Annotated in this window: 14 protein-coding genes; 9 read left to right on the top strand and 5 right to left on the bottom strand. The window is 69.7% G+C overall.

Translation table 11 applies throughout. The features are described from left to right. Positions 1 to 33 precede the first annotated feature (33 nt). Entirely contained in the window at positions 34 to 1,740 is a 1,707-nt protein-coding gene (locus ACSF8R_RS01085) for an ABC1 kinase family protein (RefSeq protein ID WP_434809998.1), read from the bottom strand. 5 nt (positions 1,741 to 1,745) lie between these two features. After that, a complete protein-coding gene (locus ACSF8R_RS01080; protein WP_434809997.1) occupies positions 1,746 to 2,321 on the bottom strand; it encodes a PadR family transcriptional regulator in 576 nt (191 codons plus the stop codon). Positions 2,322 to 2,523: 202 nt separating this feature from the next. Between ACSF8R_RS01080 and ACSF8R_RS01075 the strand changes: the two genes are divergently transcribed. Then, positions 2,524 to 4,059: an MATE family efflux transporter gene (locus tag ACSF8R_RS01075; protein WP_434809996.1), complete on the top strand. Its 1,536-nt coding sequence runs from the start codon at positions 2,524 to 2,526 to the stop codon at positions 4,057 to 4,059. A 34-nt stretch (positions 4,060 to 4,093) separates the two neighbouring features. Here ACSF8R_RS01075 and chrA read toward each other — a convergent pair whose 3' ends face one another. Next, the gene (gene chrA, locus ACSF8R_RS01070) at positions 4,094 to 5,308 is read right to left on the bottom strand and encodes a chromate efflux transporter (RefSeq protein WP_434810368.1); all 1,215 of its coding nucleotides are present in this window, start codon (positions 5,306 to 5,308) and stop codon (positions 4,094 to 4,096) included. A gap of 104 nt (positions 5,309 to 5,412) precedes the next feature. Further along, complete coding sequence (locus ACSF8R_RS01065) at positions 5,413 to 6,396, bottom strand: LacI family DNA-binding transcriptional regulator (protein ID WP_434809995.1); 984 nt, start codon at positions 6,394 to 6,396, stop codon at positions 5,413 to 5,415. A gap of 149 nt (positions 6,397 to 6,545) precedes the next feature. Between ACSF8R_RS01065 and ACSF8R_RS01060 the strand changes: the two genes are divergently transcribed. Genes ACSF8R_RS01060 through ACSF8R_RS01045 form a run of 4 tightly spaced genes read left to right on the top strand, consistent with a single transcriptional unit; the run spans position 6,546 to position 11,709 of the window. Further along, positions 6,546 to 8,186, top strand: a complete 1,641-nt coding sequence (locus tag ACSF8R_RS01060; protein WP_434809994.1) for an HAD-IA family hydrolase — start codon at positions 6,546 to 6,548, stop codon at positions 8,184 to 8,186. Positions 8,187 to 8,246: 60 nt separating this feature from the next. Then, entirely contained in the window at positions 8,247 to 9,164 is a 918-nt protein-coding gene (locus ACSF8R_RS01055) for a cell division protein FtsQ (protein WP_434809993.1), read from the top strand. After that, positions 9,161 to 10,885: an ABC transporter ATP-binding protein gene (locus ACSF8R_RS01050; protein WP_434809992.1), complete on the top strand. Its 1,725-nt coding sequence runs from the start codon at positions 9,161 to 9,163 to the stop codon at positions 10,883 to 10,885. Before ACSF8R_RS01055 ends, ACSF8R_RS01050 begins: the two co-directional genes overlap by 4 nt. After that, a complete protein-coding gene (locus tag ACSF8R_RS01045; RefSeq protein WP_434809991.1) occupies positions 10,885 to 11,709 on the top strand; it encodes an energy-coupling factor transporter transmembrane component T family protein in 825 nt (274 codons plus the stop codon). The genes ACSF8R_RS01050 and ACSF8R_RS01045 overlap by 1 nt, the downstream gene beginning before the upstream one ends. Position 11,710: 1 nt before the next feature. Here ACSF8R_RS01045 and ACSF8R_RS01040 read toward each other — a convergent pair whose 3' ends face one another. Then, positions 11,711 to 12,235: a bifunctional nuclease family protein gene (locus tag ACSF8R_RS01040; protein WP_434809990.1), complete on the bottom strand. Its 525-nt coding sequence runs from the start codon at positions 12,233 to 12,235 to the stop codon at positions 11,711 to 11,713. 161 nt (positions 12,236 to 12,396) lie between these two features. Here ACSF8R_RS01040 and ACSF8R_RS01035 point away from each other — a divergent pair, with 161 nt between their 5' ends. Genes ACSF8R_RS01035 through ACSF8R_RS01020 form a run of 4 tightly spaced genes read left to right on the top strand, consistent with a single transcriptional unit; the run spans position 12,397 to position 16,861 of the window. Further along, positions 12,397 to 13,641, top strand: coding sequence for an ROK family transcriptional regulator (locus ACSF8R_RS01035; RefSeq protein WP_434809989.1), 1,245 nt, complete (start codon positions 12,397 to 12,399; stop codon positions 13,639 to 13,641). Between the two features lie 55 nt (positions 13,642 to 13,696). Next, positions 13,697 to 15,061: an extracellular solute-binding protein gene (locus ACSF8R_RS01030; RefSeq protein ID WP_434809988.1), complete on the top strand. Its 1,365-nt coding sequence runs from the start codon at positions 13,697 to 13,699 to the stop codon at positions 15,059 to 15,061. A gap of 4 nt (positions 15,062 to 15,065) precedes the next feature. Beyond that, positions 15,066 to 16,019, top strand: a complete 954-nt coding sequence (locus ACSF8R_RS01025) for a carbohydrate ABC transporter permease (RefSeq protein ID WP_434809987.1) — start codon at positions 15,066 to 15,068, stop codon at positions 16,017 to 16,019. Then, on the top strand, positions 16,016 to 16,861 hold the full coding sequence (locus ACSF8R_RS01020) for a carbohydrate ABC transporter permease (RefSeq protein WP_434809986.1): 846 nt from the start codon (positions 16,016 to 16,018) through the stop codon (positions 16,859 to 16,861). Before ACSF8R_RS01025 ends, ACSF8R_RS01020 begins: the two co-directional genes overlap by 4 nt. The last annotated feature ends 19 nt before the right edge of the window (positions 16,862 to 16,880 follow it).

Here is a 16,880-nt window from a genome sequence, read left to right as displayed (position 1 = left end):
CCCGCACGCTCGTCGCCCCGACTGCGCCAGCGCTCAGCGCCGGCCGAGCGCTCCCCCGAAGACGGCGTACAGGCCGGGCACGGCCGAACTCCACATGAGCACAGCACCCAGCACCGCATCCGCCTCGCGCGTCACGGCGCCGGCCACGAGCAGCCCCGCGAACAGCACAGCGCCAAGGACGCGACGACCGAGCCGCTCCGACCGCGACGCGCGCTTGTCGGCGCGGGGGTCGCTCAGCGGCATCCGCCCTTCATCGATGCGGGTAAGCAGATCGTCGAGCCGACCGGGCATGCGCATGAGCGTCGCCGCCGTCGACATCGCCTGCGCGAGGGTGTCGCGGATGATTCCGGCGCTCTCCTCCCGCAGCAGCCTCGCGGCGTAGGGTTCGACGGCATCCCACAGGTTGAACCGGGCATCGAGCGAGCTGCACACGCCCGAGGTGAGCGACATGGCCCGCATGATCAGCAGGAAGTTGTCGGGCAGCTGCACCGGGAGGGTGCGCACCATGTCGCCGAACTCGTCGGCGAACGCGCGGAACTCGCGCGGGTCGACCTCGCGGAGCTCTGCGAAACCCATGCCGCCGAACCGCGCGAACAGCTGCGTGAGCGCCCGTTGCAGTTCGGTCGTATCGGTCCCGGGCAGCAGCACGCCGACCTCGCGCACGGCGTCGACGAGCGCCTTGCCGTCGCGCGCGGCTGCGGCGATCATCAGGCGCCGCAAGCCGGCGCGCAAGCGCGGCGAGACCTCGCCCATCATGCCGAAGTCGACGAACGTGAGGTGCCACCCGCCGCCGGGCTCGGGCGTCACGAAGATGTTGCCCGGATGCGGGTCGGCGTGAAAGCGTCCGCGCGTGAAGACCTGGTCGAACATGACGGGGGCGAACACCGCGGCGACCTCGGCGGGGTCGATGCCGGCCGCACGCAGCGCGTCGACGTCGGTGATCTTGATCGCCGTCACGTCGGCGAGGGTGAGCACGCGCCTCGTCGTGTACTCCCAAACGACAGCGGGCGCCTCGACGCGCGCGTCGTCGGCGACGTCGGCGGCGAACTTTTCTGCCCCCTCCGCCTCGTGGATGTAGTCGACCTCTTCGAGGCTCGTCTTGGCGAACTCCTCCATGAGCGCGGGCATGTCGACCCGCGATGCGACGACGTGCACGTGGCTCAGCCAGCGGGCGACGCGGCGGAGCGCGGCCAGGTCGACGTCGACGATCTGCTGGATGCCGGGGCGCTGCACCTTCACGACGACATCCTCGAACCCGACGTCACTCGCGATCGTCGGGCTGAGCCGGGCCCGATGGGCTTGCCCGAGGGATGCGGCTGCCACCGGCACCTCGTCGATCCACGTGAACGCGCGCGCGAGCGGCATCCCCAATTCACCCGCCGCAAGCTGCTCGATCTGCCCGAACGGCACGGCGGGCACCTCGTCCTGGAGACCTGCGAGCTCTGCCGTGAACTCGGGCGGTAGCACGTCGAGGCGCGACGACATGTACTGCCCGACCTTGATCATGAGCCCACCGAGATCGACAGCGAGCGCATGGAACCGTCGCGCGATGCGCTGCAAGCGCCGAGGCCGGCCGCGAGCGGCGAGACCACCGAATCCGATCCGCGGTAGGAACAGCTCGAACCACCACGTGACGATCAGGTGCCACGCGGCGAACCGCAGGATGCGGCGGTACCGCGCACGCGTCCGACCGGCTGCGGCCTCGTCGGTCGTAGTGTCGCCGGCCGCGTGGAAGGTCACCCGGCTCAGCCCTGCGCGAGCAGTCCGTAGAGCCTGCGGCGGGCGTCGTCGAGGATGTCGACGGCCTCTCGCACCTGCTCGGGGCTGCCGCTGCGGGCGACCTGCGCGGCGGCCTGCGCCAGTTCGACGCCGGCCTTCGGCAGCGCCGTGTGCCGCGACCCGTCGCGCGCGCTCGAGCCCTCCCACGGCGCCGGCTTCTCGCCCGCCTCCTCGGCGGCGGCTCGTCCCGCCTCGGTGAGCGAGTAGGTCTTGCGACCCTCCGACTCCTCAGCGCTGATCAGGCCCTCATCGGCGAGCAACTGCAGCGTCGGGTACACCGAGCCCGCGCTCGGTTTCCATGAGCCGCCGCTGCGCTCTTCGATGCGCTGAATGATCTGGTAGCCGTGCATCGGCTGCTCGGCGAGCAGCGCGAGCACCGCGGCGCGCACGTCACCGCGGCTCATGCGGGTCGTCGGACGCTGCTCGAACGTGGATCGAAGCTGATCCATCGCGTCCCACAGCCCCGCCCCGAGGTCGCCGAGCCCGAACCCGCGACTGTTTCCTGCACCGGGGAACCCCGCCCCCGAGAACGAATCGTTCATCATGCCTCCTCGTCCGAACGACTGTCAGCGATACTCAACGATATATCGTCCAGACGCGCGGCGAAAGCCCCTATCGCGCATCGAGCGCGATCGGCTCTCAAAACTTTCCCAACCTTTCCCGAATCGATTCGATACACTGGATCACATCGGCCGTCGCGCCACCCGCATCCCCACCCCGCTCTCCTTCTTCCGAGGCACCCGCATGTCCCGTTCACTCGTCACCGGCGCGCCCTGGCGCGTCATCCTGCTCTTCTCCGTGCCGTTGCTCGTCGGCAACGTGGTGCAGCAGCTGTACCACTTCGTCGACGCGATCGTCGTGGGCAGGCACCTCGGCGTGAACGCACTCGCGGCCGTGGGCGCGACCGGCAGCATGCTGTTTCTGCTGTTGGGGTTCGCCTGGGGCCTCACCTCGGGGTTCGCGATCCCCACCGCCCAGGCGTTCGGCGCCCGCGACCACGCCGCCGTGCGACGCTCGGTCGCGGCGGGAACGATCCTCACCGGCATCACGAGCGTCGCGCTCACCGTCGGCGCTCCCCTGCTGTCGCGCCCCCTGCTCGAACTGCTGCAGACGCCCACCGAACTGCTCGACGATGCGACCGTCTTCGCGCAGATCAGCTTCCTCGGCGCGGGCGCCATGATGTTCTTCAACTATCTGTCGGCCATCATCCGCGCCATCGGCGATTCGCGCACCCCGCTCGTGTTCCTCACGCTCGCGTGCCTGCTCAACGTCGCGCTCGTCATCATCATGGTCGGCCCCCTCAACTGGGGCGTCGGCGGCGCGGCCCTGGCAACCGTCGTCTCGCAGCTCGTCTCGGTGGTGCTGTGCCTCGAGTTCGTGCGTCGCCGCATTCCGGTGTTGCACGTGCGGCGCGAGGACTGGCGTGCGGCCCGCGGCGAGCTGACCCTGCACCTGCGCCTCGGTCTGCCGATGGGATTCCAGGCATCGATCATCGCGATCGGCACCCTCGTGGTGCAGGTCGCGCTCAACGAGCTCGGATCGGATGCCGTGGCCGCCTACACCGCGGCATCCCGCGTCGACGGCATGGCGATCGCGCTGCTGCAATCGCTCGGGCTCGCGGTCTCGATGTTCGTCGCGCAGAACTACGGCGGCGGGCGCCCCGACCGCATCCGCGTCGGCGTCACGCAGGCGACCTGGATGGCCCTCATCGGCTCGGTCGTCCTCGGCGCCCTGCTCGTGGTCGCCGGCGCCGCGCTCGTGCGACTGTTCGTCGGCGAGGCGGCAGAAGATGTCGTGTCGCTCGCCGCCCTCATGCTCGTCATCAACGGCGTCACCTACACCTCGCTCGGTGTGCTGTTCGTGCTGCGCGGCGCACTGCAGGGGCTCGGACACACGCTCATCCCCACCGTCACCGGCATCATCGAACTCGTCGCCCGCGTCGCGGCGGCGATCGTGCTGGGCGGCATCATGGGCTTCGCCGGCGTCGCGTGGTCGAACCCGCTCGCCTGGGTGGGTGCGGTCGTGGTGCTGATTCCCGCGTACCTGCACGCGCAGCGCGCGCTCGCGCGGATGCCGATCGCCGATCACATCTCCCCCGAGACGACCCCGATCCCGGTCGTCGGCCCCACCAACGGATCGATGTCGGTGGATGCCGTCGTCACCCGACCCGTGCCGATCATCCCGGCCGGGCGCCGCGCCCCGCGCGGACTCACCCGCATCGTCGTCGCTGAGCGGGAGCGTCCGTTTACAGGACGCGTGTGGTCACGTCGCGCGCGCTGAGGCGATCACACGCGTCCTGTATCCGGCGGTCGGTTCAGACCAGCGCGAGCAGCACGCCACCGCAGGCGCCGATCAGTACGGCGGCCCACGGCGGCATCCGCACGGCGGTCAGCAGCACGAAGCACACGGCCGCGAGCGCGAACGAGAAGACATCGGTCACGGCCGTCGTGAACACGGGCGTGTAGAGGGCGGCCGCCAGGATGCCGACGACGGCGGCGTTCGCGCCGGCCAGCGCAGCGCGGGCGAGCGGCCGCGCACGCAACGAATGCCAGAACGGAAGCACGCCGAGCAGCAGCAGGAACCCCGGCGCGAACAGCGCGAGCAGCGCGATGACCCCGCCGACAACGCCGCCCGGGCCCACGTCGGAGATGGCCCCGAGGTAACCGGCGAACGTGAACAGCGGCCCGGGCACGGCCTGCGCGACGCCGTACCCGGCCAGGAACGCGTCAGCGCTGACCCACCCGGGCGCGACGACCTCGGCATCCAGCAGCGGCAGCACGACGTGCCCACCCCCGAAGACGAGCGCTCCTGCCCGCGAGAACGCGGCGACGAGGGCCGCCGCGCCGTTCTGGGTGAGGGCTGCGACGATCGGCGCGCCCACGACGAGGACCACGAAGCCCGCCAGCGCGACGAACGCGCCGGTGCGGCCGATGACGCGCGACGAGGCCGGAGCCTCGGGCTGCATCCCCTCGGATCGGCACAGGACGATCCCGGCGACCGCCCCGACGGCGATCGCGACGAGCTGCCCGCCACCGCCGGCCCAGACCAGCGCGATCACGAGCGCCGCCCCGCCGATGAGCGCACGTCGCGTGTCGGGGGTGAGGGTGCGCGCCATGCCCCACACGGCGTGCGCCACGACGGCGACGGCGACGATCTTCAGACCGTCGATCACACCGGCGGCGATGGGACCCTCGAGCAGCGAGGCGCCGAACGCGAAAGCGATCATGACCACCGCGGACGGCAGCGTGAACGCGACGAAGGCGGCGAGCGCGCCCCACAGGCCCGCCCGTCGAAGCCCCAGCGCGAAGCCGACTTGGCTCGACGCGGGCCCCGGCAGGAACTGACACAGTGCAACCAGGTCCGCGTATTCGCGGTCATCGACCCAGCGCCGACGCTCGACGAGTTCGGTGCGGAAGTACCCGAGATGGGCGATGGGCCCGCCGAACGAGGTCAGTCCGAGCCGCAGGAACGCCGCGAACACCTCGCCCACCGTGCCGTGCCCGGGCGCTCCAGTCCGGTCAGCGTTCACCCAGTCCCACCACCACTGCGCAGACGGCGACAACCACACCGATCCGACGCCCTCTCATGTGTGCTCCCCCTGCCGACTCTGGTCGACGTTCTCACTGCCAGACACTACGCGAGCGGCGCCGATGTCGAGCGCCGGACCACGAGGGACGGAGCGACGACGCTGCGCCGGGCTGCTCCGCCCGCCATCAGGTTGGTGAGTTCGACCATCGCGAGCTCCCCCATCCGGCGCCGCGGCTGGTCGACCGTGGTGAGCGCGGGGCGGAGGCTCGAGGCGGCCTCGATGTTGTCGTAGCCGACGACGCTGAGCCGCCCGGGCACATCGACACCGGCATCGACGGCAGCACCGACGGTGGCGATCGCCGCGTTGTCGGTCGCGCAGAACACCGCCGTCGGGGCATCGCGCGATCCGCCCGCGACATCGACGACGAGCGCGGCCGGATCGTCGTAGACGCGCACCGCGCTCCCCACGCCCAGTGCCGCCATCGTCTCTTCGTACGACGATCGTCGGGCGAGGGCCGCTTCTCGCGTCGACCCGGCGATGTGCGCGATACGCCGATGCCCGAGCGCCGCGAGATGGTGCACCGCCATGCGTGCTCCGACGCGGTCGTCGTTGCACACCTGCGACACCTGCTCAGGCACCGCGCGTGGCCGCCCCACAACCACCAGGGGCAGCCTGCCGACCGCCGCGCGCAGCACGTCGGCGTCGGCGAGCCCCGACACCACGACGACACCGTCGATACCGAGCGACAGCATCGATTCCAACCGGGTGGCGAGGACAACAGGATCGCGCCGTCCGTCCGCGAAGAACACGGTCGATCCCGCGGTCGCCGCCGCATCCTCGAAGCCGCGTACGACATCGACGTGATACCCGCGCAGATCGCCGACCAGCACCCCGATCGTCTGACTGCGCCCGCGGGCCAGGGATCGCGCCCACGGATTCGAGCGGTAGCCCAGTCGGTCGGCGGCCTCCAGGATGCGCCGCCGGGTGTCGTCGCCCACGCGCCCTTCACCGCGAACGGCGAGCGAGACGAGCGACTTCGACACCCCGGCAGCGGCGGCCACGTCGAGCAGCGTCGGCTTGCGGATCACCCTTCCGTCCTACCGGGCGCTGGAGCGTTCCAGCACGTTCCAGCTGGAGCGTTCCACCACTGTTCACCGAACGGGGCCGTCGCGTACACGCGGCCGCAATAGCGTCGCCGTCGACCGCCCCAGAACGGAAGCCGATCGAAAGAGAACCCGTGCCCGTACCGACCACCTCCCCCGTCGCCGAGACCGCCGATGCCATCCCGGCGCTCGCCCACGCACCGCGCGCCCTGCTGCTCGATTTCGGCGGGGTCGTCTTCGAGACCGCGAAGCGACCGACCGGACGCGACGAGCTCGCAGACTCGCTCGTCGCGCGCCTCGCGCGCGCCGGCCACACCGTCGATCGGACGACGATGCGGGCTGGGCTGGATGCCGGGCTCACCGCACTCGGCCACTGGAAGCACGCGTCGAGCCGGCGACTCGAACCGCGCGAGATGACCCACCGCGAGGTGGTCGGCGACTTCCTCGCCGCCGATCTGCCGCCGGCTGCGCGCGCCGTGCTGGTCGCCGAGGCGGGCGACGTGCTCGCCGAGGTCAACACGACCCTCTCGACGCACCAGGTGCGCCCCGGCATCCGCGAATTGATCGACGAGGCCACGCGCCGCGGCATCCCGCTCGGCATCGTGAGCAACGCCCACTCCGGCCGCAGCCACCGTGCCCTGCTCGCCGCGCACGGCCTCGCCGGCGTGTTCGGCGTGCAGGTGTACAGCGACGAGGTCGGCATGCGAAAGCCGCATGCACGCATGATCGAACTCGCAGCCGCAGCACTCGGGGTGGCGCCCGCCTCGACGTGGTACGTCGGCGACACGCAGGACCGCGACGTCGTCGCCGGGCGACGCGCCGGCGTGGGCGCCGTCATCGTGACCGCGAGCCACCACACCGATCGCCCGCCGTTCACGGTGAACGACGTGGCCGATGCTGTCTTCCCCACCCCCGAAGGCTTGGCAGCGGCGCTTCGCGCTTCAGCCCCCGCGGGCTCTGCTCCGACCGTCCGCGTCGACGCGCCGACGCCCGGCCGCCCGGCCCTGCTCATCGACCACGGCGGCGTGATCTCCACCTCCGTCCCCGACGACGCGCTCATGGAGGCATTCGCCGAACACCTCGCGGGGCTGCTCGACGGTGACGACGAACGGGTCACACCCGGTCGTGCACGCGAACTCGTCACGCTGGCCAAGCAACGCCACAGCGACCGCAAGCGCGAGCAGCGGGCCGCGCTCGACGCCGGCGGCGAGAACCTCGAAGTCGACGCCACCGTGTTCTGGCGCGACCTCGCCGGCGAAGGACTGTCGACCCGCGCGAGAGCAGTGCTCGAAGCCGAAGCGCACGACCTGATGTTCCGCTACGGCCGCGCCAAGAGTCGCCGCACCCTGCGCCCCGGCATCCGGGCGCTGCTCGAACACATGCGCAGCGAAGGCATCGCGGTCGTGGTCGTCTCGAACACGGTCAGCGGCCGAGCCGTGCGCGCCGAATGCGCCGGCCACGGCATCGACCACCTCATCGGCGCCTACGTGTGCTCGGACGAGAACGGCCACCGCAAACCCGACCCGCACATCGTGCGCGAAGCGCTGCTGATCGCCGGGTCCGACCCCGCCGCCACCTGGTTCGTCGGCGACAAGCCCCACAACGACGCCGAAGCCGCCCAGGCGCTCGGCATCGCGAACCGCGTCATCGTGCGGGGCGGGTCCACCGACGACGACGCGGTCGACGCGGCGCTCGCCAACGGACGCGCCACCCTCGTCATCTCAGCGGCCGACGAGCTCATCTCGCTCGTCGCCGCCGTCCCGACCGCCGCCTGACCCTCCACCACCCGAGCCACCCGAGCCACCCGAGCCACCCGAGCCACCCGAAGGATCATCATGACCACGACCACCCCCACCTACGAGCGCGCCGGCGCCCTGCGCGGCATCGGCGCCCCCGGCGGCGACCTCACGACACCGCAGAAACTCATGATCTTCGTGCTGTCGATGGCCCTGTTCGGCCTGTCGAACATCATCCTCGAAGTCATCCCCGACGTCTCGGTCGGCCCGATCGACGTCTCGGTGAGCTATTTCGTGTTCGTGCCACTGACCATGGTCGCCCTGTTCTCACCCTTCTGGGCGGCCCTGGGCGCACCCCTCGGCGAGATCATCTTCACCGACCTGCTGATGGGCGACTTCTCGGGCCTGGCAGAAGTCGAGGGCTTCATCCAGATGTTCCTCGCGCTCTACATCGCCGGAACCGTCATCCGCAATCCGCGCAGCCGCGGTCAGATCTGGTTCGGCGCCGTCCTCGTCGTGCTGATCGACAAGGCGCTGTCGGCGATCGTCGACCTGTCGAAGGTGTGGATCGGCCTCGAAGACGCCGAATTCGTCGAGGGCCTCCCCGAGTCGATCCTCGCAATCGAAGGCATCGGGTTCGGCGTCGACATCCTCATCAGCGGCATCCTCTTCGGCGCGATCCCCGCCATGTGGCTCATTCCCGCCCTGCACGGCAAGATCGAGCCGCTGCTGGGCGTGCGCCCCCGCGTGCCCGGCGAGCCCGTGCCCGGCGCCGCGCCGCGCGCCGGCTGGTTCGTCGCCGTGGCCGTGCTGCTGGCCGTCGCGTCGTTCTTCTTCGCGTTCCTCGAGGCCTGGGATGTGAACATCGGCGTCGTCGACGGCGAGTTCCGCGACCAGTTCGGCGACGGGTTCCTGTGGGTAAGCGTCGCCGCCATCGTCGTCCTGCTCGCGATCGCGACGGCCCTGTTCGCCGCCCACCGCCGCCGTGCCCGCGGAAAGGCGAGCCCGCGCGCATGAGCGGCGACCCCATCGTCCGCATCGAGAACCTCTCGTTCCGATACCCGGGCGCCGACCACGACACGCTCCGCAACGTCAACCTCACGATCGACCGCGGCGACTTCGTCGCGATCGTCGGCAGCAACGGCGCAGCCAAGACCACGCTGTGCAAGACGCTCAACGGACTCATCCCGCACTACTGGTCGGGCGAGTTCGCAGGCTCGGTCACGGTGGACGGCATCGACACCTATGAGTCGTCGGTGGCGGAGCTGTCGACGACCGTCGGTTACGTCTACCAGGACTTCCAGAACCAGCTCGTGCGGCCGACCGTGGCCGATGAGGTGTCGTTCGGCCCTGTGAACTTCGGGCACACCGACCATGCCGAGCGCACGGTCGAGGCGATGGAGGCGATGGGGATCGACGCACTGTCGAACCGATACGTGTGGCAGCTGTCGGGCGGCCAGGCGCACCTGACCGCCCTGGCCGGTGTGCTGGCCCTGCGCCCCGAGATCATCGTCGTCGACGAACCCGTCGCCGAACTCGACCCGGCGCGTGCGGAGGAGATCTACCGCCGGCTCCGGGCCCTCAATCGCGACCACGGCGTGACCGTCGTCGTGATCGAGCATCACGCCGAGTTCATCGCACGGTACGCGGAGTCGGTCGTGCTCATGGCGCACGGCGCACCCGTGTGGCATCTGCCCACCGGCGATGCGCTGCAGCGCATCGGCGAGCTCGAAGCCCATGGCATCCCCGCGCCGCAGGCGATCGCCGCGGTCCACGCGCTCGGTGTCGCGGCCGCGCCCCGCGATCCGCAGGAGGCCGCCGACCTGCTGCGGGAGCGGGGCGTCGAGGTTCGTGAGCGCGCACTCGCACCCGTCGACACCGCCGCGACACCTGCCCGCGTCGTGGCGACCGCCACCGGCATCCGTCACGGCTACCGATCGGTGGGCGGTGCGATCACCCCTGTGCTCGACGGCCTCGACCTCGACCTGCGAGACGGCGACCGGGTCGCGCTGGTCGGCGGCAACGGGGCGGGAAAGTCGACGCTCATGAAGCTGCTGGCGGGCATCGTCGTCGCCCGCGAAGGCGACGTGCGCGTCGAAGGGCGCAGCACGCGCGACGTGTCGGCGCGCGAGATGGCGCAGACCGTCGCGTACCTGCCGCAGCATCCGCAGACGATGTTCTTGAAGGGCAGCGTGCGCGACGATGTGGCGCTCGCCCCCCGCAGTCGGCGCGAACCGGATGCCGAGGCGCTCGTCGAGCGGGTCCTGCAACGCGTCGAACTCGACGCACTGGCCGACCGCGACGGCCGACTGCTGTCGGGCGGCCAGCAGCGCCGAGCGGCGCTCGCGATCGGTCTCGCGATGCGCCCGAGCCTGCTGCTGCTCGATGAGCCGACCTCCAGCCTCGACGTGCGCAGCCGCGACGATGTGACCGCGATGCTCGCCGACCTCTCCGACACGATCGCGTGCGCCGTGGTGGCGACCCACGACATGCAGCTCGTCGCCGAGTGGGCGACACGGGTCATCGTGCTCGCGGACGGCCGTGTCCGCGCCGATCTCACGCCGAGGCGTCTGTTCGCCGACGATGCGCTACGCGCCGAGACACGCCTGCGCCCGCCGCAGATCGCCGAGCTGGGTCACCTGCTCGGCATCGATCCGGTGCCGCTGTCGGTCGCCGAGTTCACCGCGGCCGTGCGCGTACCGCAGCTGACCGGTGCACGACTTGCGGGGGTGGCCTGATGGCGCGCACCCATCACGATGTGCTGTCGGTCGAGTGGGTCAAGCTCGAACTCATCCGCACCGCCTACGCGACCCGTGGCGGCGTGTTCGCGGCGATGGATCCGCGCGCGGTCGTCGTCTGGTACCTCGCGATGGCGATCATCCCGTGGTTCACCCACAACATCACGGTGCTGGCTGCACTCTTCGGCGTCGGCGTCATCGCGATCGTGCTCGCACGCGTGGGACCGCTCATCCTCGGCCTGTTCGTGCTCGGTATGGGCATGGAAGTCGTGTACATGTCGATCGCGGCATGGCTGTTCGGCGGCAACGTCGACACGCTCATCGCGTTGGCGGCCCTCAACCTCAAGCTCGGGATCGTCGCGCTCGCCAGTATGGCCGCGTTCGTCTCGCTCGACCCCGAGAAGCTCTCCGACGCGCTGCTGGCGTTCCGGATGCCGCAGATGCTCGCGTTCGGCGTCAGCTACGGCTACCGCATGCTGCCGATCCTCATCGAGGAGTTCAGCACCGTCTTCGAGGGGTACCGGCTCCGGCAGGCGCCGCCCGAGAAGCCGGGGCTGCTGAAGTGGCGTTCAGGCGTGCAGTACGTGCGCATGACGGTGCTGTGCTTCTACCCGATCTTCCTCAACACGGCAGCCTCCGTGCGCACCACGGTCGAGGCCCTCGAGACGCGGGGCTTCACGCGAGCCGGCGGTGATGCGAACAGCCGATCGTTGCGGATGCAGCGGCTGCAGTTCGGGTGGATCGATGTCGTCGTGTTCGTCGCGACGCTGCTCGCAGTCGCCGTCTCGTTCTGGATCGGCGCGACGTGGCCGCTGTACCGATGAGCTATTCGCGGAAGTCGTCGGGGTCGACGTCGTCGAGAAACCGTTTGAACTCCTCGACGTTCTCCTCGGATTCGTCGCCGTCACCGGTGATGTCGGGAACGCCCGCTTCTTCGAGCACTTCGTCGGCGACCCAGATCGGCGCGCCGGTGCGAGAGGCGAGGGCCACGGCATCCGACGGGCGGGCGTCGACGCGCAGGTCGCCGGCGCCCGCGCGCAGCCCGATCTCGGCGTAGAAGGTGCCGTCGTCGATGCGGGTCACCTCGACGCGGTCGACGTCGGCGCCCAGGGTTTCGAGCATCGCCCGCATGAGGTCGTGGGCGAGCGGCCGCGGGGTGGCGGCGCCTTCGAGGGCGATGAGGATCGAGGTCGCCTCCTGCGCACCGATCCAGATCGGCAGGATCCGCCCCTCCCCCGGAAGCTCGTCGATGGGCTTCAGCAAGATCACGTGCTGGCCGGACTGATCCAGCGCCACCCCGGCGACGCGCACCTGCACCATCAGCAGTCTCCGTTCCGTGTCGCGAGCCATTCGAACAGCCCCGTACGCCCAGCCTGTCACACCGGTTCGGGACTGTCGCGGTGCGCGGCGCGGCTTGACGGCGCCGCCCGCCGGCGAGGTGCACCGGCTCGAGCAGAAGGTCGATGATCTGACCTCCGTGCTCGAGCAGCGACGCGACTACTGTGAGGTTCATGGTCAGGCGCGGCGCGAATCAGCCGAGCGTCAGGGGTTACAACCAGGCGCTCGTGCTCGACCGCGTGCGCCGCTCTGGCGGGCTCAGCCGCGTCGAACTCGCGGCGTCGACGGGCCTGTCGGCGCAGACGGTCTCGAACATCACGCAGCGTCTGCTCGAAGCCGGGATCATCGAAGAGGCCGGGCGCACGCTGCCAGGAGACCGTCAGCAGGCCGGGCCGGGAAAGCCGCGCACCCTGCTGCGTCTGGTGACGTCGAGCCGCTACGCGGTGGGCGTACACCTCGACCCCTCGCTGCTGACGATCGTGCTGTTGTCGATCGATGGCACCGTCGTCGCACGGCGCAGCAGGCCGACCCCGAGTGCGTCCGACCCGAATCGCACCGTGCGTCTCATCACGAAAGAGATCGAATTGCTGCTTGCGACCGCCGACGTCGATCGCGAACCGATCGTGGGCATCGGCATCGCCGCCCCCGGCCCCATCGATGCCGAGCGGGGCATCATCGTCGACCCGCCGAATCTGGGCGGCTGGCACCGTGTGCCGCTGCGCGACGCTGTGGCCGAACGCACCGGCTTTCCCGTCGTCCTCGACAAGGATGTGACGGCGGCCGCGGTCGCCGAGCGGTGGATGGATGCCGCGGGCACTGCAACCAGCTTCGCCTTCCTGTATCTGGGCACCGGCCTCGGCATGGGGCTCGTCGTCGATGACGAAGTCGTGCGCGGGGGTTCGGGCAACGCGGGCGAGATCGGGCACATCGTGGTCGACCCGTCCGGACCGACGTGCGTGTGCGGCCAGCGCGGCTGCATCGCCGTCAGCTGCACACCGGCTTCGCTGGTCGAAGATGCCGAAGCCCTCGGCATCCTGCCCGCCACCCGGGTCGGCAACGATCCGCGCACAATCGACGACGCCTTCTCGGCACTGGTCGACCTCGCCGCCGCCGAGCACGCCGGGGCGCTCACGGTGCTCGAGCGCGGTGGCGAGCGCATCACGCGCGCACTGGCGGTGGTCTGCAATCTGCTCGACGTCGACCGCGTGATCGTGGGCGGGCCGCTGTGGGCGCGACTGTCGCCGTGGTTCGAGCGCCAAGTGCCTGACGCGCTCGCCGACCTGCTGGTGACCCGCAGTGTGCGCCGGGTGACGGTGACGGGAACGAACGCCGGCGACGACGTCGGCGCGATCGGTGCCGCATGCCTCGTACTCGACGAGGCCCTCACGCCCAGGCCAGCATCGCTCTTGTTGGCCTGAGGTCTTGACACCGATATATCCATTCGGTTGACTTATCAGGTCTCAGGGGGGCGCCATGAAAACACCTGCAGCAGTGACCACGACGGCCGTCGCAACGGTGGCCGTTCTCGCGCTCGGCGGGTGCACCGCCGGTGACGAGCCGACCGACGGGTCGACGACCATCACGGTCGCGTACTCGAAGACCGACTCGTTCACGGTGCTCGACACGCTCCTGAACACCGCGAAGGAGCAGTTCGAGGCTGAGCACGAAGGGGTCACGGTCGAGCTCGAACCGATCACGGCGACGGATGACGATTACAAGACGCGTCTGCAGCTGTCGCTCGGTTCGGCCGACACCGCGCCGGACGTGTTCTACGAAGACACCTTCAATGTTCGCAGCGACGTCGAGGCTGGCTACCTGCTCAACCTCGACGACCACCTCGCCGACTGGGAAGACTGGGGCCAGTTCGACGAGGGTGCCAAGGCCGCGGGTCAAGGTGAGGACGGCAGCGTCTACGCGCTGCCGCTCGGCACCGACACTCGTGTCATCTGGTACAACAAGACGGTTCTCGAAGCTGCCGGGGTGGGGGTTCCCTGGCAGCCCGAGAGCTGGAATGACATCCTCGACGTTGCTGCGAAGATCAAGGCCAGCCAGCCGGATGTCGTGCCGTTCAACATGTACGCGGGCACGGGCACCGGTGAGGGCACCGTGATGCAGAGCTTCTACGAGCTGTTGTACGGCACGGGTGATGGGACGGGCCTGTTCGACGATGAGTCGGGCAAGTGGGTCGTCGAATCGCAGGGCTTCGTCGATTCGCTCACGTTCTTGCAGACGCTGTACGACGAGGGCTATGCGGTATCGCCCGACAAGGCGCTCGATCCGAATGTGTGGCAGGCGGTGTTCGGCGAGATGTTCCCGCAGAACACGCTCGGCGCGACGGTCGAGGGCTCGTACACGCCGTCGTTCTGGATCGAGGGGGGATCCTACGAGTGGGCTGATTACGGCGACGTCATGGGGGTGGCGCTGTTCCCGACGCAGGAGGGACAGGAGCCGGGTGGCGTGAGCATGTCGGGCGGCTGGACGCTCGCGGCATCCGCCTACACCGAAGAACCCGACCTCGCGTTCGAGTTCATGGCCACGGTCATGAACAAGGAGAATTCGCTCTGGTACGCGGTCAACAACGCGCAGATCGCGGTGCGCACCGACGTGGCGTCGGAAGCCGAGTATCTCGAGGCGAACCCGTTCGTCGGCGCGGTCAGCGAAGCCGTCGCCGTCACACACTTCCGTCCCGCCAACAGCGACTATCCGCAGATCTCGGTCGCTGCACAGCAGGCGACGGAAGCCGTCATCACCGGCCAGCAGACCCCGGAAGAGGCGGCTGCCGCCTACGACGCCGCGGTGCGCCAGCTGGTGGGCGACGACCAGGTCATCGTCAAATAGGAGGATGACCGCCACGACCCCGTCGCAGGGGGAGACGATCGGGCCGGCGACGCAGAACAGATCAGCACGCAGTGCTCGCACCAGCAGAGAGGCAACGCCTGTCAGAGCGTTGCCGCTGGTGCCGGCGGTGGGGCTGCTGCTGATCTTCCTCGCCGGTCCGATCGGATGGGCGTTGGCGGGCTCGCTCAGCAACCGGGCGCTCAGCGGCCCGCGCGCCGCGAACCCCGAGTTCATCGGGATCGATAACTTCACGCGCCTGTTCGCCGATCCGGCGCTGCCGGTGTCGATCGGTGTGACGGTGGTCTTCGTGGTCGGCTCGGCCGTCATCGGGCAGAACGTGCTCGGGATGCTGCTGGCCGTGCTGTTCCGGGCGGGTAGTCGCCCCGTCGCCGGCACGGTCGGTGTGCTCGTCGTCGTCGCATGGGTGCTGCCCGAGATCGTCGCCGGCTTCATCGGGTATGCGTTCCTCTCGGCCGATGGCACGCTCAATCAGCTCCTCGGCGCGGTCGGCATCGAAGGCCCGAACTGGCTCTATGCCTTCCCGGTGCTCGCGATCGTGCTGGCCAACACCTGGCGCGGTACGGCGTTCTCGATGATGATCTACCGCGCCGCCCTCGACGACGTCTCCCCCGACGTGATCGAATCGTCGATGCTCGACGGCGCGAACGCATGGCAGCGGTTCCGACTGATCACCCTGCCGATGATCCGCGGCACCGTGTTCACGAACCTCATGCTGACGACCCTGCAGACGCTGTCGGTGTTCACGCTCATCTGGGTGATGACCGCAGGTGGGCCGGCGGGAACGTCGAGCACGCTGCCGGTGCTCGCGTACACCGAGGCGTTCCAGTTCGGCGACATCGGCTATGGCAACGCGATCGCCGTCGTCATGCTGGCGCTCGGCGCCGTGTTCTCGGTGCTGTACGTCGTGTCACTGCGGCGGGCGGGTGATCGCGCGTGACGGCCGTGAGCATCGCCGCCCCCACGCGTGCCGCAACAAAGGTGTGGGCGAACATCGTGCTGCTGGCGATCGGCATCCTGTTCGCGCTCCCCCTCGCCTGGGTCGTGCTCGCTGCGGTCGATCCGGCGGCGACGTACCAGGTGAAGCTGCCCGAACAGGTCACGCTCGACAACTTCACGGCCGTCCTCACCCCCGAGCTCACCCTCGTCCCGTTGCTGAACAGCCTGTTGCTGTCGACGGGCGCGGCGGTGGTGACGGTCGTCGTGGCGGTGCTCGCCGCCTATCCGCTCTCCCGCTATCGGTCGCGCTGGGGCGGCACGTTCTTGTACACCGTGCTGTTCGCCAGCTGCCTGCCCATCACCGCGATCATGGTCCCCGTCTACAGCCTGTTCGTACAGCTGCGCCTGATCGACAAGCCATGGGCGGTCGCGCTGTTCCTCGCGGCGAGCTCGTTGCCGATGGCACTGTGGATGACGAAGAACTTCATGGACTCGGTGCCGGTGAGCCTGGAAGAGGCCGCGTGGGTGGACGGCGCGAGCGCTATGACGGCGCTGCGACGCATCGTCGTACCGCTCATGCGCCCCGCCTTGTCGGTCGTGTTCGTGTTCGTGTTCCTGCAGGCGTGGGGCAACTTCTTCGTGCCGTTCGTTCTGCTCTACTCCCCCGAGTGGCAACCCGCCGCCGTGTCGATCTACTCGTTCTTCGGGCAGTACGGCACGGTCGGCTACGGCAGACTCGCGGCCTATTCGCTGCTGTACTCCCTGCCCGTGCTCGGCCTGTACCTTCTGGTCACACGCGGACTGGGCGGCACGTTCGCCCTGTCTGGCGCCGTCAAGGGCTGACCTCCCCCGTTCCCGACTC

Source organism: Microbacterium sp. bgisy189 (assembly GCF_965345345.1).
Lineage (GTDB): Bacteria > Actinomycetota > Actinomycetes > Actinomycetales > Microbacteriaceae > Microbacterium.
This window is presented reverse-complemented; position numbering and strand designations above follow the sequence as displayed.